General features: G+C 73.7%; 16 protein-coding genes. 2 read left to right on the plus strand and 14 right to left on the minus strand.

The genetic code is table 11. The annotated features are described in order from the left end of the window. Positions 1-90 precede the first annotated feature (90 nt). A complete protein-coding gene (locus CELF_RS10020; RefSeq protein ID WP_013771139.1) occupies positions 91-450 on the minus strand; it encodes a hypothetical protein in 360 nt (119 codons plus the stop codon). Between the two features lie 99 nt (positions 451-549). Between CELF_RS10020 and legP the strand changes: the two genes are divergently transcribed. Further along, positions 550-1,434 carry a Dot/Icm T4SS effector Zinc-dependent metalloprotease LegP gene (legP, locus tag CELF_RS10025; protein ID WP_013771140.1) on the plus strand — a complete coding sequence of 295 codons (885 nt, stop codon included), beginning with the start codon at positions 550-552 and terminating at the stop codon, positions 1,432-1,434. Positions 1,435-1,560: 126 nt separating this feature from the next. Continuing rightward, positions 1,561-3,807: a putative bifunctional diguanylate cyclase/phosphodiesterase gene (locus CELF_RS10030; protein ID WP_126297718.1), complete on the plus strand. Its 2,247-nt coding sequence runs from the start codon at positions 1,561-1,563 to the stop codon at positions 3,805-3,807. A gap of 93 nt (positions 3,808-3,900) precedes the next feature. Here the strand turns inward: CELF_RS10030 and nusB are convergent, their stop codons facing one another. The 13 genes from nusB to CELF_RS10095 form a co-directional block, all read right to left on the minus strand. Next, the gene (gene nusB, locus CELF_RS10035) at positions 3,901-4,317 is read right to left on the minus strand and encodes a transcription antitermination factor NusB (protein ID WP_013771142.1); all 417 of its coding nucleotides are present in this window, start codon (positions 4,315-4,317) and stop codon (positions 3,901-3,903) included. Position 4,318: 1 nt separating this feature from the next. After that, the gene (gene efp / locus CELF_RS10040; protein ID WP_013771143.1) at positions 4,319-4,882 is read right to left on the minus strand and encodes an elongation factor P; all 564 of its coding nucleotides are present in this window, start codon (positions 4,880-4,882) and stop codon (positions 4,319-4,321) included. Between the two features lie 147 nt (positions 4,883-5,029). Next, a complete protein-coding gene (locus CELF_RS20720) occupies positions 5,030-5,551 on the minus strand; it encodes a hypothetical protein (RefSeq protein ID WP_013771144.1) in 522 nt (173 codons plus the stop codon). Between the two features lie 31 nt (positions 5,552-5,582). Further along, a complete protein-coding gene (locus CELF_RS10050; protein WP_013771145.1) occupies positions 5,583-6,215 on the minus strand; it encodes a hypothetical protein in 633 nt (210 codons plus the stop codon). 55 nt (positions 6,216-6,270) lie between these two features. Next, a complete protein-coding gene (locus tag CELF_RS10055; RefSeq protein ID WP_013771146.1) occupies positions 6,271-6,711 on the minus strand; it encodes a type II 3-dehydroquinate dehydratase in 441 nt (146 codons plus the stop codon). A gap of 49 nt (positions 6,712-6,760) precedes the next feature. After that, the gene (aroB, locus tag CELF_RS10060) at positions 6,761-7,879 is read right to left on the minus strand and encodes a 3-dehydroquinate synthase (RefSeq protein WP_013771147.1); all 1,119 of its coding nucleotides are present in this window, start codon (positions 7,877-7,879) and stop codon (positions 6,761-6,763) included. Positions 7,880-7,881: 2 nt separating this feature from the next. Continuing rightward, positions 7,882-8,469, minus strand: a complete 588-nt coding sequence (locus CELF_RS10065) for a shikimate kinase (protein ID WP_013771148.1) — start codon at positions 8,467-8,469, stop codon at positions 7,882-7,884. Between the two features lie 6 nt (positions 8,470-8,475). Continuing rightward, positions 8,476-9,666, minus strand: coding sequence for a chorismate synthase (gene aroC / locus CELF_RS10070; protein ID WP_013771149.1), 1,191 nt, complete (start codon positions 9,664-9,666; stop codon positions 8,476-8,478). Between the two features lie 87 nt (positions 9,667-9,753). After that, complete coding sequence (locus tag CELF_RS10075; protein WP_013771150.1) at positions 9,754-10,554, minus strand: hypothetical protein; 801 nt, start codon at positions 10,552-10,554, stop codon at positions 9,754-9,756. 1 nt (position 10,555) lies between these two features. Continuing rightward, positions 10,556-11,263 carry a PilN domain-containing protein gene (locus tag CELF_RS10080; protein WP_013771151.1) on the minus strand — a complete coding sequence of 236 codons (708 nt, stop codon included), beginning with the start codon at positions 11,261-11,263 and terminating at the stop codon, positions 10,556-10,558. After that, complete coding sequence (pilM, locus tag CELF_RS10085) at positions 11,260-12,324, minus strand: type IV pilus assembly protein PilM (protein WP_013771152.1); 1,065 nt, start codon at positions 12,322-12,324, stop codon at positions 11,260-11,262. The genes CELF_RS10080 and pilM overlap by 4 nt, the downstream gene beginning before the upstream one ends. A gap of 97 nt (positions 12,325-12,421) precedes the next feature. Next, entirely contained in the window at positions 12,422-13,231 is an 810-nt protein-coding gene (locus CELF_RS10090) for a prepilin peptidase (protein WP_013771153.1), read from the minus strand. A 15-nt stretch (positions 13,232-13,246) separates the two neighbouring features. Next, a complete protein-coding gene (locus CELF_RS10095; RefSeq protein WP_013771154.1) occupies positions 13,247-14,785 on the minus strand; it encodes a hypothetical protein in 1,539 nt (512 codons plus the stop codon). Positions 14,786-14,791 lie beyond the last annotated feature (6 nt).

Raw genomic sequence — 14,791 nt, forward strand, 5'->3', positions numbered from 1 at the left:
TTAAAGGACGGCCTGTCGAGCCTCGATCCTAACGCGGGGCCCGCGCGCCGCCGGGTGGCGTCTCACGTGCGGGGTTCGGGGTGACGGACGTCACGTGAGGGGGCGCAGCTCGAGGGTGACGTCGTCGGTGCCGTCGAGCGTGACGGGCACGCCCGTCGAGAGCAGGTCGGCGGGGGCGAAGGTTCCGGCGTCCGCGTCGGCGCCTGCCCGGGCGCGCACGGTGTACCGGCGGCCGCGCACGGCTGCGCCGGCGCCGGCGGGGACGGTGACCTGGACCACGATCCCCTCGCCCGGGACGACGACGTCGCGCAGCCGGGTCGCGGCGACGCGGCGGGCGGGTGCGTCGGCACGCGTGACGTCGTCGACGGCGACGACGACGTCAGGCAGCGCGTCGCCGGTCGGCGGGTGGACGCGCAGCACGACCCGCACGTGCCGGTCGCCGCCGCTCATCGCCCCACGGTAGCCACGCGGGTATCTGCCGCGGGTGCGCGTCCTCCTCGCAGTCAGGGCGCGGGCCGCCGGGGTCCGGCGCCGTGGGGAGGTGGCGGGATGGTCACGTCGGGCGGGGACGCGACGCCGGAGCGCCCCGAGGAGCGGTCGTCGCCGGCGACCGGCACGACCGTGATCACGGGCGTGGTGCTGCCGGCGCGGGAGGTCACGTACGCGCAGGTGGACGGCCTGGCGATCTTCGAGGGCGACATCGTGCTGGGTCGGCACGCCGACCTGCAGGACGCGGCCCGCCGACGTCCGGACGAGTCGTTCGGCGTCGCGATCACGGGCAGCCGGTACCGCTGGCCGGACGCGACCGTGCCGTACGAGACGGACCCGGCGATGCCGGACCAGCACCGGGTCGTCGACGCGATCGCGCACTGGGAGGCGCTCACGCCGCTGCGGTTCGTGCCGCGCACGGCGCAGAACGCGGGCGCGTACCCGAGCTACGTGCGGTTCTTCGCGGGCGGCGGGTGCTGGTCGTCGGTCGGGATGGTCGGTGGCCGGCAGGAGATCTCGCTGGGTGACGGCTGCTCGACGGGCAACGCGATCCACGAGATCGGGCACGCGATCGGGCTGTGGCACGAGCAGAGCCGCGAGGACCGCGACGCGTGGGTGACGATCCGGCTGGAGAACGTCGACCCGGGCTACGTGCACAACTTCGACCAGCACGTGTCCGACGGCGACGACATCGGCGGGTACGACTACGGCTCGATCATGCACTACCCGGCCACCGCGTTCTCCGTGAACGGGGAGCCGACGATCGTGCCCGCGCGGCCCGGCGTGACGATCGGCCAGCGGCTGCGGCTGTCGGAGGGTGACGTGGCCGCGGTGCGCGAGCTGTACCCGGGCGCGGCGACGTCGACGGGCTCGGGGGTCGCGGCGGCGACGGGCGGTGGCTGCGACGACTGCGAGCAGAACGGCAGCGTCCCGCGCAAGGGGTGAGCGACCCGCGGCACCCGCCCGCCGCAGCACGTCGCCGCAGGTCACCTGTTCGTGCGCCCACCGGACGGCTCCGCGGTCACCCGATTGCCAGTCATCCGGCGGGGGTCGCGAGCCGATACCTAGGACGTGCTCGGTCCAGTGCCGGTGTGGGTCACCGTGCTGCAGCTGCTCGTCTCCGGTGTGGTGGCGGGCTTCTGCGTGCTGCACTGGCTGTGGCGTCGCGGCGAGGGCGGCGGGCCGACGGGGGCCGCGTGGTCGATGGCCTGGTCGGGCGTCGTCGCGATGCTGCTGCTCGTGGGCGGGCTGTTCCCGCTCGTGCCCGCCGGGGTGCCGCGCGACACGGTCGAGCACCTGCACGGCCTGCTCGTCTCCGCGTTCCTGCTCGTCGCGCTGCCCGCCACGCGTGCGATCGGACGCGGCCCGGTGGTGCGGTGGTGGGTCGCCGTCGCCGCGGTCCTGCTGGTGGTGCGGACCGCCGCTCCGTTCGTGCCCGTCCCCCACGCGTCGCTCGTCGAGGTGGCGGGGCTGACGGGGGCGATCCTCACGGTCGTCGTGTACGTGATCGTCGCCCTGGGTCGGACCCGGCTGGGTCGGCTCGGCACGCTGCTCGTGGTCGCGGGCGTGGAGTCCGTCGCGATCCTGCTCACGGGCGTGCTGCTGCCCGACCCGGTCGTGGCGCCCGTCCTCACCGCGCTGTGGGCGGTCCCCCTCGCGGTCGGCCTGGAGGTGCTCGCGCTGCGCCGGCTGGTGCGTGCGCAGGACACGGCCGCACGGCAGCACCGGATGCGTGACGCGGTCGCGAGCCTGTCCAACGCCGCCTGGTTCGCGCGCGACGCGGAGCGGCTGCTCCTGGCGGCCCGCGACTCCGCGCGCGACGTGCTCGGCGACCCGACCATCGAGGGGTCGCTGCGGCCCATCGCGCGCGGGCGCTTCGTGGCCGAGCTGTTCGGGGCGGAGGGCACCGAGCTCGACCACCACGCACGCAGCTTCCTCGTCGACCTCGCGCAGATCGTCGCCGCCGCCGGGGAGCGCTACCACCTGACGGACCGGCTGCGCGCGACTGCGTTCTCCGACCCGCTGACCGACCTGCCGAACCGCCGCGCGGTCGAGCAGCACCTGGTCGACGTGCTTGACCAGGCGAACGTCGAGCGCACGCGCGTCGCGGTCGTGTACTGCGACGTCGACGGGTTCAAGCGGGTCAACGACGAGCTCGGGCACGCGCGTGGCGACGCGCTGCTGGCCCGCGTGGCCGACCACCTGCGCGCCACCGTGCGCGGCGAGGACATCCTCGTGGGCCGCCTCGGCGGGGACGAGTTCGTCGCGATCGTCGCGCGCGCCCCCGAGGACGCCGAGCTCGTCACCCTCGCGCGTGCGGTGCGCGACGGCTTCGAGGACCGTTCCACGCGCGGGCGCCCGACGCGGCTCACGGTCGGCGTCGCGACGTGGGTGCCGGGCGACGTGGTCGACCCCGAGGCGCTCGTGCGGCACGCGGACACCGCGATGCTCGAGGCGAAGCGCACCGGTTCCGGCTTCCGGGTCTTCGACCGGGCGCTGCGCCGCCGCGTCGAGGCCGACCGGCTGCAGCGCGTGGCGCTCGAGGAGGCGGTCGCGCTCGACCAGTTCACGGCGCACTTCCAGCCCGTCGTCGACACCAGCAGCCTCGAGGTCCTGCAGGTCGAGGCGCTCGCGCGCTGGAACCACCACGGGCACCTCGTGCTGCCGGCCGACTGGCTCGAGCTGGCCGAGGAGACGGGCCTCATCGTGCCCATCGGGCTCAGCGTGCTGCGCGAGTCCCGCCGCGCGCTCGAGCGGTTCCAGATGCCGGTCGCGGTCAACGTCGCCGCGCGCCAGCTCACCGAGCCCGACGCGCTCGAGCAGTTCGAGACCGCGTGGGGCGACGCGTACTGGGAGCACCTCACCCTGGAGATCACGGAGAGCGCGCTCGTGCAGACCGGTCAGGCGGTCCCCGTGCTGTCCGAGCTGCGGGCGCGCGGCGCGCGCGTCGCCGTCGACGACTTCGGGACCGGGTACAGCTCGATCTCGCGCCTGGGCCGGCTGCCCGTCGACGTGCTGAAGATCGACCGCTCGTTCATCCGCGAGCTCGGCACCGAGCGCGGTCGCGGCGCGGTGCGGGCGATCATCGCGCTTGCCGACAACCACGGCCTCGACGTCGTCGCGGAGGGCGTCGAGACGGCCGCGCAGCTCACCGCGCTGGTCGACCTGGGCGTGCGGCAGGTGCAGGGCAACTTCCTCGGGCGCGCGACGCCGTCGCTGCCGGTGCGCGGGCCGCGGCCCGTGACGGAGTCGATCCCGCGCGTCGTGCCCGCGCCGCTGCACCTGCGCAGCATGCCGACGGCCCGCGCCGTTCGCTAGGCGCGGGCCGTCCGGGGGCCGTTCCGGGCCGTCGTGGCCGTCCCTGTCGGGGCGGGCACGACGGGTCGGGCGGGTCGGGTCAGGCGGGTCCGGTCAGGCGAGGAGCGTCGGCTTCAGGTCGACGATCCGGCCCAGGAGCCCGTTGACGAACGACGGGGACTCGTCGGTCGACAGCGAGCGGGCCAGCTCGACGGCCTCGTCGACCGCGACGGCGTCGGGGACGTCGTCGTTGAAGAGGATCTCCCACGTGCCCAGGCGCAGCAGCGCGCGGTCCACGGCGGGCATCCGCTCGATCGTCCAGCCGTGCGCGTGCGTCGCCAGCAGCTCGTCGATGCGCTCGCGCCGGGCGATGACGCCCTCGACGAGGTCGACCGAGTACTGCGGCAGCGCCGCCTCGGTGCCCGGCTCGGCGACGCGCTGCGCGAGCAGGGTCACCGGGTCGAGCCCGCGCTGGTCGGCCTCGAACAGGACGTCGAGGGCCCGCTTGCGGGCCTTGGTGCGAGCTCCCACGTCAGTCGTTCACGCGACCCAGGTAGCTGCCGTCGCGGGTGTCGACCTTGACCTTCGTGTTCGCCTCGAGGAACAGCGGCACCTGGATCTCGTAGCCCGTCTCGAGCGTGGCGGGCTTCGTGCCGGCCGACGAGCGGTCGCCCTGCAGGCCCGGCTCGGTGTAGGTCACCTCGAGGACGACCGACGGGGGCAGCTCGACGTACAGCGGGACGCCGTCGTTGGTCGCGACGAGCGCGCTCTGGTTCTCGAGCATGAAGTTGGCGGCGTCGCCGACCGTGGCGGCCGGGACGTGCATCTGGTCGTACGTGTCCGTGTCCATGAACACGAAGTCGTCGCCGTCCTTGTACAGGTACTGGTAGTCGCGCTTGTCGACGTTCGCCGTCTCGACCTTGATGCCGGCGTTGAACGTCTTGTCGACGACCTTGCCCGAGAGCACGTTCTTGAGCTTGGTGCGCACGAACGCGCCACCCTTGCCGGGCTTGACGTGCTGGAACTCGACGACGGTCCACAGCTGCCCGTCGATCCGCAGCACGGTGCCGTTCTTGAGGTCGTTCGTGGTCGCCACAGTCGTCGCTTCCTGTCGTGGGTTCGTGGAGGTGCGCGGTGCCCCGGCGAGCCGTCCGGCCCGGACCGAGCACCCCGACGTCCCGCCGGAGCGCGTCCGGCGGGCGGGCACGGGTCCGCAGACCGCCGACCATCCTACCGCGCGGCGTCAGGCCAGCAGCGCGACCGCCCCGTACCCCACCCCCGCGGCCCACACGAGTGACGCGAGCGTGCCGATGACGAACCGCTCCGACGCGCCCGGGTTCTCGCGCAGCTCCGGGTACCGGCCCAGGCCCTTGACGGCGACGATCACCGCGATGCCGCCGACGTCGCCGAGTAGCAGGCAGCCCGTCACGGCGAGCCGCTCGAGGATGCCGACCCACGTGCCGCCGCGCAGCACCGCGCGCGCACCCTCCCCCTCGGGGCCGTCGGACACGGCCAGGGGCGACGGCGTGCTGCCGTCCGGCGCGGTCGCGGCCGGGGCTGCCTCGGGGGTCGCGGCGGGCCTGGTCGTCGCGGCGGCGGTCCCGGCCGGGTCGGCGGCGTGCGCGTGCCGGGTCGCCTGCCGGGGGCGCCCGGCGTCGGACGAGCGGGACGCCAGCCGCAGCACGAGCGACACGACGGGCCACCCGCCGCCGACGGACAGCGCGAGGGCGCCGACGACGACCAGCGCGACGAGCGGTGCGGACATGCGACCTCCCGGGTGCCTGCCGGGCTGCAGGTCAGCCGCGGGCCGGTCGATCCTCCCCCACGCCCTGCGCCCAGGCCAGCAGCCGCGCGGCGGCGGGGCGTGCCGCGCGCTCCTCGGCCCACAGCGCGGTGCGCAGCCGCTGGCTCACGGCCTGCTGCGTGACACCCATGCGGTCGGCCAGGTCCTCCTGGCGCACGCTCCCGCTGCTCATCGCGTCGGCGACCGCCCAGCCGGCCTCCGAGCGGCGTGCGGCGACGGCGGCGACCAGGACGAGCACCGCCTCCGCGTCGCGCCCGGCACCGTCGTCGCGACCGCGCACCGCGAGCGGGACGGACCGGGACCGGCTCTTGGCGGCCTCCACGGCCGCGCGCGCGAGCACGAACGCGACGCCGCTGCCCGCCCGGGGCGACGACGGGAGCGGCTCGTCGACGGGACCGGCCCCGATGCCGACCGTCCACCCGCCGCCACGCAGGACGTGCAGCGCGACGTCGACCACGTCGGCGGCGTCCTCGTAGACGGCCTGCACCTCGTCCCCCACGGTCCGCTCGAAGCCGCGCAGGGGCGCCCGCCCGGTCCCGTGGTAGGTGCTCAGGTCGGCGAGGAGGTGCGGCACGCGGTCGCCGTGCGTGCGGCTGCCGCGCTGGTCGATCGTCACGACGAACATGCGACAAGTCTGACGTCTTGTAGCGTATACAACAAGGTCGAGACGTTGTGGTACGTCAGACGCGTGCGGCGACCGCCAGCAGCGCGAGCCGGTAGGAGTCGAAGCCGAAGCCCGCGACCGTACCCGTGGCCACCGCCCCCACGACCGACGTGTGCCGGAACGCCTCGCGCGCATACGGGTTCGTCAGGTGCACCTCGACCAGCACCAGGCCCGCCGACGTCACCTGCGCCGCCGCGTCGCGCACCGCGTACGAGTAGTGCGTGAACGCTGCCGGGTTGAGGACCACGTGCGTGCGCGTGTCGACCGCCTCGTGCAGCCAGCCGACGAGCTCCGACTCGTCGTCGGTCTGCCGCACCTCGCCCTGCAGGCCCAGGTCCGCGCACCACTTCTCGACGGACGTCACGAGGTCGTCGAACGAGGCCGCGCCGTACACGTCGGGCTCGCGCGACCCCAGCCGGCCCAGGTTCGGGCCGTTGAGCACCAGCGCGCGCGTCATCCCGCCAGCCTAGGCGACCGGCCTCGCAGCACCCGGCAACGACGCCCGCTCACAGCGACACCGCACGCGACGGGGCGGGAGCCCCCTCGCTGACCTCGGCGTAGGCGGCCACGAGCAGCGTCGGGTCCGGACCCTCGAGGCGCGCCGGCCGCCCGACACCCTCCAGCACGACGAACCGCAGCAGGTCGCCCCGCGTCTTCTTGTCCCGGCGCATCGCCGTCAGCAGCCGCTCCCAGCGGTCGCCCCGGTACGACACGGGAAGGCCGAGCGACGTGAGGATCGACCGGTGCCGCGCGACCACGTCGTCCGACAGCCGCCCCGCGAGCCGCGCGAGCTCCGCGACGTACACCATGCCGACGGAGACCGCGGCACCGTGCCGCCACTGGTAGCGCTCGACCTGCTCGATCGCGTGCGCGAACGTGTGCCCGTAGTTGAGGAACTCCCGGACCCCGGACTCCTTGAGGTCCTCGCCGACGACGCGCGCCTTGACCGCCACCGACCGCTCGACGAGCTCCGCCAGGACGGGCGACGACGCCGCCGCCACGGGGTCCTGCAGGAGCTCGACGTTGTCCTCGACGAGCTCCAGGATGCGCGGGTCCGCGATGAAGCCGCACTTGACGACCTCCGCGAGCCCGGCCACGAAGTCGTGCCGCGGCAGCGACTCCAGCGCCGCGAGGTCGCACAGCACGCCCGCCGGCGGGTGGAACGCCCCGACGAGGTTCTTGCCCTCGGCGGTGTTGATGCCCGTCTTGCCGCCCACCGCCGCGTCGACCATCGCGAGCAGCGTCGTCGGCACCTGCACGACCTTGATGCCCCGCAGCCACGTCGCGGCGACGAAGCCGCCGAGGTCCGTCGTCGCCCCGCCGCCGAGCGCCACGACCGCGTCCGAGCGCGTGAAGTCCGCCTGGCCCAGCACGCCCCACAGGAACGCCGCGACCTGCGCGGTCTTCGACTCCTCCGCGTCCGGCACCTCCGCCGCGAACGCCTCGTAGCCGTGCGCCAGCAGGTCCTCACGGACCGCGTCCGCCGACGCCGCGAGCGCCGCCGGGTGCACGACCAGCACCCGCCGCACGCCCTCGCCCAGCAGCCCCGGCAGCGACCCGAGCAGGTGCCGCCCGATGACCACGTCGTAGGGCTGGTCCCCGTGCACGCGCACCGTCGCCGACATCGTCACTCCCCCTCCGGCGCGACCGCGCCGTCCCCGACGCGCAGCGCCGCCAGCGCGTCCTCCACCGCCACGGCGACGTCCGCCGGGCGCAGGCCGTCCGTGAGGACGCGCACGCTCGCGACCTCCTCGTACACCGGCCGCCGCTCCTCCATGAGTGCCTGCCAGCGGCCGCGCGGGTTGCCGAGCAGCAGCGGGCGCGCCTGGTTGAACCCGACGCGGGGCGCCGCGTGGGCGAGCGTCACGTCGAGGAAGACGACCGCGCCGCCCGCCGCGCGGTACGCGGCCAGCGCCGAACGCGTCTGCAGGTCGAGCACCGCGCCGCCGCCGAGGGCGAGGACCCCGTCGTGCTCGGCCAGCGCCGCGAGGACCGCGTCACGCTCGAGGGCGCGGAAGTGCGGCTCGCCGTCGTCCACGAAGATCTCCGCGATCGGCTTGCCGGCGGTCCGTTCCACGTCCGCGTCGGTGTCGCGCACGGCGAGCTGCCAGCGCTCCCCCAGCGCGTGCCCGACGGTCGACTTGCCCGACCCGGGCGGGCCCACGAGGACGACGCGCGGGCCTGCGGGGCCCGGTGCGGCGGGTGCGTCGGTCACCGGCGGTCAGGCCAGCAGCTCGGGGATGGACGCGACGTACGCGTCGAGGTTGCGCCGCACCTCGGCCACGGAGTCCCCCCCGGTCTTCTCGAGCAGCGCGTCGGCGACGACGAGCGCGACCATCGCCTCGGCGACGACCGCGGCCGGCGGGACGGCGCACACGTCGGAGCGCTGGTGCTGGGCCTTGGCGGCCTCGCCCGTCGCGGTGTCGACCGTCGCGAGCGCACGCGGGACCGTCGAGATCGGCTTCATCGCCGCGCGCACGCGCAGGACCTCGCCGTTCGACATGCCGCCCTCGACGCCGCCCGCGCGGTTCGTGCGCCGCACGATGCGCCCCGAGGAGTCGCGCTCGATCTCGTCGTGCGCGGCCGAGCCGCGGCGGGTCGCGGTGCGGAAGCCGTCGCCGACCTCGACGCCCTTGATCGCCTGGATGCCCATGAGCGCGGCGGCGAGCCGCGCGTCGAGCCGCCGGTCCGCGTGGACGTACGAGCCCAGCCCGGACGGCAGCCCGTAGACGAGCACCTCGACGACGCCGCCGAGCGTGTCGCCGTCCTTGTGGCACTGGTCGATCTCCGTGACCATCGCGGCCGACGTGGCCGCGTCGAAGCAGCGCACCGGGTCGGCGTCGAGCGCGGCGACGTCGTCCGGCGACGGGACCGGTGCGTCCTGCGGGACGGCGACAGGTCCGATGCCGACGACGTGCGACACGAGCCGGACGCCCGCGGCCTGCTCCAGCAGCGCGGCCGCGACCGTGCCGAGCGCGACGCGCGTCGCGGTCTCCCGCGCGCTCGCCCGCTCCAGCACGGGACGGGCGTCGTCGAAGCCGTACTTGCGCATGCCCACGAGGTCCGCGTGCCCTGGGCGGGGGCGGGTCAGCGGGGCGTTGCGCGCGCGGTTGAGGACCTCGGGGTCGTCGACCGGGTCGGACGCCATCACGTCGACCCACTTGGGCCACTCGGTGTTGCCGATCTCGATCGCGACCGGGCCGCCCTGCGAGCGTCCGTGCCGCACGCCGCCGAGGATGCGGACCTCGTCCTGCTCGAACTTCATGCGCGCGCCGCGGCCGTAGCCGAGGCGGCGGCGGGCGAGCGCGGCCTGGATGTCGGAGGACTGCACCTCGACGTCGGCCGGGAGACCCTCGAGGATGCCGACCAGCGCCGGGCCGTGGGACTCACCGGAGGTCAACCAACGCAGCATGGGCGGCATCTTCCCACGCGGGTGGGACGGCGAAGGGCCGGGTCCGCCCCGTGGGCAGGACCCGGCCCTTCGGCCGTACCTCGTCGCTCAGCGGCCCGGGACGGGCACCAGCGGGTTCTTGCCGGGAACGGCACCCGGCAGGGCCGGGACCGGTGCGGCCGGGTCGACGGGCTGTGCGGCGGCGAGCGCGTCGGGCAGCACGTAGGTCTGCCCGGTGATGACGAGCTCGAGGTCGCCGTCAGCAGTCGCGGGCTTGCCGCCGCCCGCCTCGGCCGCCTTCTGGGACGTGCCGAGCAGCCCGCCGACGTACATCAGTCGCGGCGTCCCGGCCTGCAGGTCGGCGACGAACGCGAGCACGTTGTCGTAGGTGCCGAGGACCGTGATCGAGAACGGGATGGCCGTGAAGCTCGGCGGCGTCGCCGGCGCTGCGGTCGTCGTCCCAGCACCTGCTTCGGCGGCCTGCTCGGCGTCCGTGCCGGTGGGCTCCTCCCCTTCGGTCGTCGTCGGCTCGGGGGCAGCAGGCTGCTGGACGACCACGGTCACGAGCTCGGGGGTACCGGGGCTCACCGCGGTGATCGTGACCGAGTGCGCGGTTGCGATCGCGTCGAGCTCGCGGACGTAGGCGGCGAGCTCGGCGTCGGCGGGGATCTGCGTGCGGATGCTCTCGAGCTGGGCCCGGTACTCGGGCAGCTTCTCGAAGTCGGCCGCGAGCTTGGCGACCCGCATCTCGAGCAGGTCGTTGAACGTGTTCGTCTGCTCGACCTCGTCCCGCACCTCGGCGGCCGCGGCGAGCGTCGGGGAGATCGCGAAGAACCAGGCGGCCGCGGCGAGGACGAGCGCGACGAAGACGGTGCCGCCGATCCAGGTGCTCTTCTTGGCGCCACTCATGTCAGCCCTCACCCTCGGTCGCGTCGAAGCGGTGCGAGAAAGCCGCCTCGGTGAACTGCACGGTCGCCGTCACGGTGTAGTAGGTGCCCGACTCGTCGTCGGTCACCATCACCGAGGAGACCCACGGGTCGGAGAAGCCGGGGACCGACTCGAGTCCGTCGAGCCACGCGGCCGAGTCCGGCACGGTCACGGAGCGGGCGGTGAACATGATCTGCCCGGCGCTGGGGGCCTGCAGCGGGTCGGCGGGCGCGACGGGCGTCGCGGTCGGCTCGTTGCTGGTGACCGTGAACGTGTCGATGCTGACGCCGGCCGGCAGCACGGCCGCGAGCGCGTCGACGTACGGCTTCCACAGCACGTCGGCGCCCATGCCGACGGTGCGGGCGAGGGTCGCCTGGTCGAGCGCATCGAGGACCTCCGGGACCTCGGCGTACTTCGCCTGCTCCTGCTCCAGACGCGTCGTCTCGGCCTGCGCGTCCGCGAGCTCGGTCGCGGCCGCCGCCGCGGAGATGAGGGCGAAGCCGAACCCCCCGACGCACGCCACGACGGTGAGGACGAGGCTGATGACGAGCCACCGCTTCGTCGTGCGCAGGCCGCGAGCGGCGCGCACCTCGGGCGGCAGCAGGTTCACCTGGGGCAACGTGCCGCTCAGAGCCGTGGGGGCGCTCCCGCCCGAGCGGGTGCGCGGCTTCTTCTCGAGGACGGTGCTCATGCGGCAACTCCATAGGCCAGGCCCACGGGGAGCGCGACGAACGACTCGTGCCCGTTGAGCGACTCGCGGGAGAAGGACTTCGCGGCCCGCAGCCCCAGCAGCGGGTCGCCCATCGTGACGGGTAGGCGGCTCGCGCTCGACAGGTACTGCCCGAGCCCGGCCAGCTGGGCGCCGCCGCCCGAGAGCACCACGCCGTCGATGCCGGCGCCCTGGTTGTTGCTCGCGTAGTAGACGAACGTGTTGCGTACGGACTCCACCAGGGTCCGCACCACGGCCCCGACCGCGTCCGCGGCCTCCTGCCGGTCGCGGCCGACGGCGAACCCGACGCCGACCTCGCGCTTGACCATCTCGGCCTCGGCGGCGGCGATGCCCATGGCGCTGGCGACGGCGTTGGTGATGTTCTGCCCGCCGGTCGGCAGCGAGCGTACGAGACGCGGCGTGCCCTGCGCGGAGATCACGACGGTCGTGATCGTCGCACCGATGTCGACGAACGCCGCGGTCGAGCGCGCGAGGTCCCCACGGGCCAGGGCCCGGTGCAGCGCGAAGGCGTTGAGGTCGACCATGGTGGGCCGCAGGCCCGCACCCTCGACCGCGAGGACGTTCGCGGTGACGGTGTCGCGCTGGGCGGCGACGAGCATGCCGTGCACCTGACGGCCCTGTGGCGAGTCGTACTCCGCCGTCGGGTAGTAGTCGAGCAACGCGTCGTCCGTCGACATCGGCAGCATCTCGTGCACCTGGAAGGGCAGCGACGCCTTGATCTGCGCGAGCGGCATCCACGGCAGATCGAGCTCACGGACGATGACGCGCTGGTTGCCGACGCCGATGACGACGTCCTTCGACTCGAACTTCGCCTGCGCCCACAGCTGGCGCAGGGCGGTCGAGACGGTCTCGGGGTGCACCACCTCGCCGTCGCGGACGGCGCCGAGCGGCAGCTGCACCTGTCCGAACCTGACGAGCGTGGGCGGGTTCTTCCCGGTCGGGCCACCGCTGCCGAACTCGATCTCGGCGGCACGGACGCAGGACGAACCGATGTCGAGCCCGATGACACGTGTGGTGGCCACGAGGGTCCTTCCGGGAAAGGCGACGATTCCTCCCTGCTATCGGTCCCGGCAGGTCCCGACTTGAGCGGTTGACCACGGCCTGTTCGGCCGTGCGACCTCAGAAGACGCCGAGGTAGGCCGACCACACCGTCTCGCCGGCGATGATGCCGATCCACGCGCCGAGGATCATCCACGGCCCGTACGGGATGCGCGTCTTGCGGCCGGCGCGGCCGGCCACCACCAGGGCGATCGAGAACACGCCACCGACGAGGTACCCGGAGAACCAGCCGACGGCCACCGACCCCCACCCGCACCAGCCGAGGTAGAGACCGAGCACACCGGCGAGCTTGACGTCGCCGAAGCCGGTTCCGGGCGGGTACACCCGCCAGACGACGAAGTAGCCCGCGAGAAGGATGCCGCCACCGGCGAGCGCCCGCCCGAACGACGCCCAGTCGGCGTCGCCTCCCGGGTTCGCCGCGGCAAGAGCGAGCAGGGCGGTGCTCACCAGGTATGACGGCAGGACGATGACGTCGGGCAGCCGGCGCACGTCGATGTCGATCAGGGTGAGCGCCACGCTGATCGCCACGAGGTACAGCAGCGCGGGCAGGACCCACGCCGGGCCGGTCCACCAGGCCACGCCCGCGAACAGCAGACCCGTCGCGAGCTCGACGGCGGGATAGCGCGCGGAGATGGGCGCTGCGCAGTCCCGGCACCGGCCGCGCAGCAGGAGCCACGAGACCACCGGCACGTTGTCGCCACCACGGATCCGGTGGCCGCACCGCGGGCAGGCGCTCGGCGGGTGCACCACCGACTCGCCGCGCGGCACGCGCCAGACGACGACGTTGAGGAACGACCCGACGAGCAGCCCGAACAGCCCGACGACGACCGGCAGCGCCGGACGCAGGATCTCGAGCTCGCCGACCGTCATGCGGGCACTCCGACGTCAGGCGTTCTCACGCTTGTACAGGATCTCGAGGTTGTAGTACTCCACCGAGGAGGTCGCCGACTGCACGCCCCACACCGGGAGCGGCTGGTAGTACATCTCGAGGCGGTTGTCGATCGTAGCCGTGCCGCCCGCGTAGATCTGGCCGTAGTGCTCGGTGTTGTTCGCCTTGCGGATGCTGCACGGCGAGTACATGAGGACGTCGACGGTGTTCTGCACGGTCACCTGGTTGTCGAGCGAGATCCCGTCACCGCAGCTTCCCGGCGCCGAGACGGAGTCGTACGGCTGGATGAGGTAGAGGTTCCGGTGGATGCTGGTGGTCGCGTAGATCTGCGTCTGGTTGGAGAACGTCATCCCGCCCTTGGCGAAGATCGCGAGGTTGTCGTTGATCGCCACGTCGACGCCCTGCAGGGTCACCTTGTCGGTGCACGTCGAGACGAGGATCGTGGGTCCCGTGAGCTTCCACGCGTTGGCGTACATCCACGCGCCGACGCCGTCCGCCTTCCCGTTGAGGCTCTTCGACTTGCCGTCGCGCCCGACGAGGTTGGGCCCGTTGTACCACCCGCAGGCGAACCCGGTGCGGGGGAAGGTGACCACCGTGGTGTAGCCGTTGGCGGCCCACTCCGACTGCGTCGTCGCGTTCCAGTTGAGGATCGGGAACGTCGCGGTCGCCGGTGCCGGGACGGACTGCCCGCCGACGCACTTGCCGGAGGTGCTGCACACGTTGCCGGAGACCGTGCCCGACGCGCGGGCCTGCTGACCGAGCTTCGCCGGGCCGAGCGAGATGTTGCCGCTCGACACCAGCGCACGACCGTTGATCGTGACGCCCGGGTTGGTCGCGGTGATCCCCGTCCGGGCGTGCGCGTCCACCTCGATCGTGCACGTGTTCTCGAGCCGGATCTGTCCCTGCGCGATGAGCGAGCCGAAGAAGTGCTGGTTGTTCGAGCAGTACACGTCACCGTTGGTGTAGACGTCGGCGTCGGGCTGGCCGTTCTGGCCGTAGATGTTCGCCTGGTTCGCGAGCCGGACGCCCGCGTTGCCGAAGATCGCCTTGTCGAGGTCGTTGCCGAACGACGGGTTGAGCCGCACGAGGGTCTCCACGGTCCGCTCTGCGGGCTGCGTGCCGACGATCGGACCCGTGTCCGCGGTCGTGCGGATCGCCGCCTGCGCCAGACGCGTCGTGGCGAGCGATCCGCAGGGCACCTCGGCGCCCGCGGCGTCGTAGTACGTGACCGTCGCGGTGCGGTCGACGGAGTCGGCCGCGAGCGTGAACGAGTCCGTGAGCTGCCCGCACGGCAGCGACGCGGGCGCGGTCGCCTGGATCGACGCGATGAGCTTGTCGACGCGTGCCTCGGCAGCCGCGACTGCGACCGACCGGGCACGATCGCGCCCTGTGGCGCGCGTCTCGTAGACCGCGACCGCGACGATCGCGAGCGCGAGCATGCCGACGAGCATCGCGACGGACACGGCGGCGACGATGGCGACACCGTCGTCCTGCCGCGCGCGCTCACGCAGGCGGTGCAGTCCTCGACCGGACACGTGGTC

This window comes from Cellulomonas fimi ATCC 484 (assembly GCF_000212695.1).
Taxonomy (GTDB): Bacteria; Actinomycetota; Actinomycetes; order Actinomycetales; family Cellulomonadaceae; genus Cellulomonas; species Cellulomonas fimi.

Coding starts and splice junctions, on each gene's coding strand:
- CELF_RS20720 (WP_013771144.1), bottom strand. CDS start 5,551: ATGTCCGCACCGCTCGTCGCGCTGGTCGTCGTCGGCGCCCTCGCGCTG.
- CELF_RS10055 (WP_013771146.1), bottom strand. CDS start 6,711: ATGACGCGCGCGCTGGTGCTCAACGGCCCGAACCTGGGCCGGCTGGGG.
- CELF_RS10050 (WP_013771145.1), bottom strand. CDS start 6,215: ATGTTCGTCGTGACGATCGACCAGCGCGGCAGCCGCACGCACGGCGAC.
- CELF_RS10020 (WP_013771139.1), bottom strand. CDS start 450: ATGAGCGGCGGCGACCGGCACGTGCGGGTCGTGCTGCGCGTCCACCCG.
- CELF_RS10075 (WP_013771150.1), bottom strand. CDS start 10,554: ATGAGTGGCGCCAAGAAGAGCACCTGGATCGGCGGCACCGTCTTCGTC.
- CELF_RS10090 (WP_013771153.1), bottom strand. CDS start 13,231: ATGACGGTCGGCGAGCTCGAGATCCTGCGTCCGGCGCTGCCGGTCGTC.
- CELF_RS10080 (WP_013771151.1), bottom strand. CDS start 11,263: ATGAGCACCGTCCTCGAGAAGAAGCCGCGCACCCGCTCGGGCGGGAGC.
- legP (WP_013771140.1), top strand. CDS start 550: ATGGTCACGTCGGGCGGGGACGCGACGCCGGAGCGCCCCGAGGAGCGG.
- aroC (WP_013771149.1), bottom strand. CDS start 9,666: ATGCTGCGTTGGTTGACCTCCGGTGAGTCCCACGGCCCGGCGCTGGTC.
- aroB (WP_013771147.1), bottom strand. CDS start 7,879: ATGTCGGCGACGGTGCGCGTGCACGGGGACCAGCCCTACGACGTGGTC.